3 protein-coding genes are annotated in these 1,914 nt (G+C 34.1%); all 3 read right to left on the bottom strand.

Annotation, left to right across the window (positions count from 1 at the left end):
- Positions 1-221: 221 nt before the first annotated feature.
- The gene (locus tag FTV31_RS16495) at positions 222-437 is read right to left on the bottom strand and encodes a hypothetical protein (protein WP_111886106.1); all 216 of its coding nucleotides are present in this window, start codon (positions 435-437) and stop codon (positions 222-224) included.
- Positions 427-723, bottom strand: coding sequence for a BrnT family toxin (locus FTV31_RS16490; RefSeq protein ID WP_180015727.1), 297 nt, complete (start codon positions 721-723; stop codon positions 427-429). Before FTV31_RS16490 ends, FTV31_RS16495 begins: the two co-directional genes overlap by 11 nt.
- Before the next feature lie 142 nt (positions 724-865).
- Positions 866-1,747, bottom strand: a complete 882-nt coding sequence (locus FTV31_RS16485) for a hypothetical protein (protein ID WP_005020924.1) — start codon at positions 1,745-1,747, stop codon at positions 866-868.
- Positions 1,748-1,914 lie beyond the last annotated feature (167 nt).

The following is a 1,914-nucleotide window of genomic DNA, read 5'->3' as shown; positions in this document are numbered from 1 at the left end:
ATATTAGAAACTAAAGCAGGCTTTGCCATGCAGCCAGTAAGCACAGAAATAATGAAAAAACTTTGGGCTAAATTATATGTTTTCATAGTCAACCAAGTTATGAGATGGGACAGTACTTTGCTTGGTTTCTTTCGTTATTCAATTTATACCGGTGCACGCAAAGTGGCTCGACTTTGAAACATGGCTAAAGCCCTATTTCAAAGCATCGAGCAAAATTTTAATTAAACACGTTTCAAAGCCATGATATGACGAACCATATCGTTAATATGCTGTTTTGTTTCATTATCTTGAGAGCTTAGCCAAGTTACAACATCTGCATCAAAAGCCTTTGCTTGAGCAGTGGCATGGCGTTCTTGTAATTTTTTCACAAAATTTGGTTTTACTACTGGCGCATTGGTAGGGTCAAAATTTTTATAGCGTTCTAATTCATTTTGCATGGTTATACCTCCGCTTTTGATTGTGCGATGGCTCAAAGCCAGTAATGATTCTTGCAACATCACCACGTTCAACCCAAACCACTGTTAGTAGTCTACCACGATTACTCAGACCAATTGATATTAGCCGTTGCTCATCGTAATGACCAAGATCGTCAAAGGACATCAGCTCTGGATCAAGAAAAACGCTACATACTTCTTCAAAAGTAATTTCACGCCCTCGATAGACTATTTCCATTTTTTTATCGTGCCATTCAAATAGCAGACCGTAATACTCAATCAACGGCATGTTTAGCCTTTTCCTAGATTTACAACTTCTAAAAGTCTACTTAGAGGGTTTTACTTATTCAATAACTCATTAATTTAAATGGGTTCTAACATCTAAATTTCGTATAACAGCCATTATGTAAAATGAAGGTTTATAAATAAAATTAGCCCCCTAATTCTATTTTTCCATGACAGTGTTTATATCTATAACCACTATTACATGGACATGAGGCTGCTCTACGACTAGGAACTGGTACTAAATTCCAATTTTGACGCCATTTTATTCCTAAATTCAACATCATACCTACACCACAATTATATGAAAAATTTCGTATAAATTGATTTGTTTGAATGTTTGTACCTTTTGGTGAAACTTTTATGTCTATACCAGATACTTCAAAGTTAATTTCAGAAATAGTTAGAGGGAATTCTAAGGAATCAGGAGCTTCTATATCAAAATTCTTTTTAAATAATTCTTTATTATTAATGACATAAAATTTAATTGATAGAAAATCTCCATTTTCATATTTAATTTCAATTTCTTTACCACTAGGGGGGCACTTAAAATCAATAGGAGTTCCTATATTTTCCCAGCAGTTATTCCTCATTACTAAACGCTCTTCCTTAGACACACTAAGCATTTCAACATTTAGCAGTAAATAACCACTTTCATCCCTTGTTAAAGAAACTACATCATAATTATCAATTACAAGTGCGCGAGGTGTTTCATAGTAGAAATTTCCCCCTACTACGGTTAATAATTTATTTCTCCGCCATTCAAAATTGCCTTTTACTTTTTCTGAATTAACCTTATTTTTTTTAAACTCTACTAATTGATCATTGGTATAAGCATAATTATCAGCATTTTTATGATGCTGTGTACAAAGAGCAATCATACCCTCTGGTCTGTGATGATTTTCAATACTCCAAGGCGGATCGAAATGATGCCATTCGAGATAAGGGTTTCCACAATTAGGAACAGGACAACCAAATCCTACCTCCTGTCTAAGAGTTTGAATTACTTTTTTAGGGGGCGTCCTATTCATTGATGATCTACCATGTGATTTTTTAAATTGTCTAAAATTAACATAATACACCTTATACGAAATGCTTTTCATTTCTCATTAAATTTCAGTGTCTTATGTTGATGTAAAAAGCCCAAATGTGCTCAGTTGGGCTTTTTTGATGATTTGTCACGTTCCACGCCTATTCT

Source organism: Acinetobacter sp. YH16031 (genome assembly GCF_013417335.1).
Lineage (GTDB): Bacteria > Pseudomonadota > Gammaproteobacteria > Pseudomonadales > Moraxellaceae > Acinetobacter.
Note: the sequence above shows the minus strand (reverse complement) of the source record. Positions and strands in the feature narration are given on the sequence as shown.

Coding starts and splice junctions, on each gene's coding strand:
- FTV31_RS16485 (WP_005020924.1), bottom strand. CDS start 1,747: ATGAATAGGACGCCCCCTAAAAAAGTAATTCAAACTCTTAGACAGGAG.
- FTV31_RS16495 (WP_111886106.1), bottom strand. CDS start 437: ATGCAAAATGAATTAGAACGCTATAAAAATTTTGACCCTACCAATGCG.
- FTV31_RS16490 (WP_180015727.1), bottom strand. CDS start 723: ATGCCGTTGATTGAGTATTACGGTCTGCTATTTGAATGGCACGATAAA.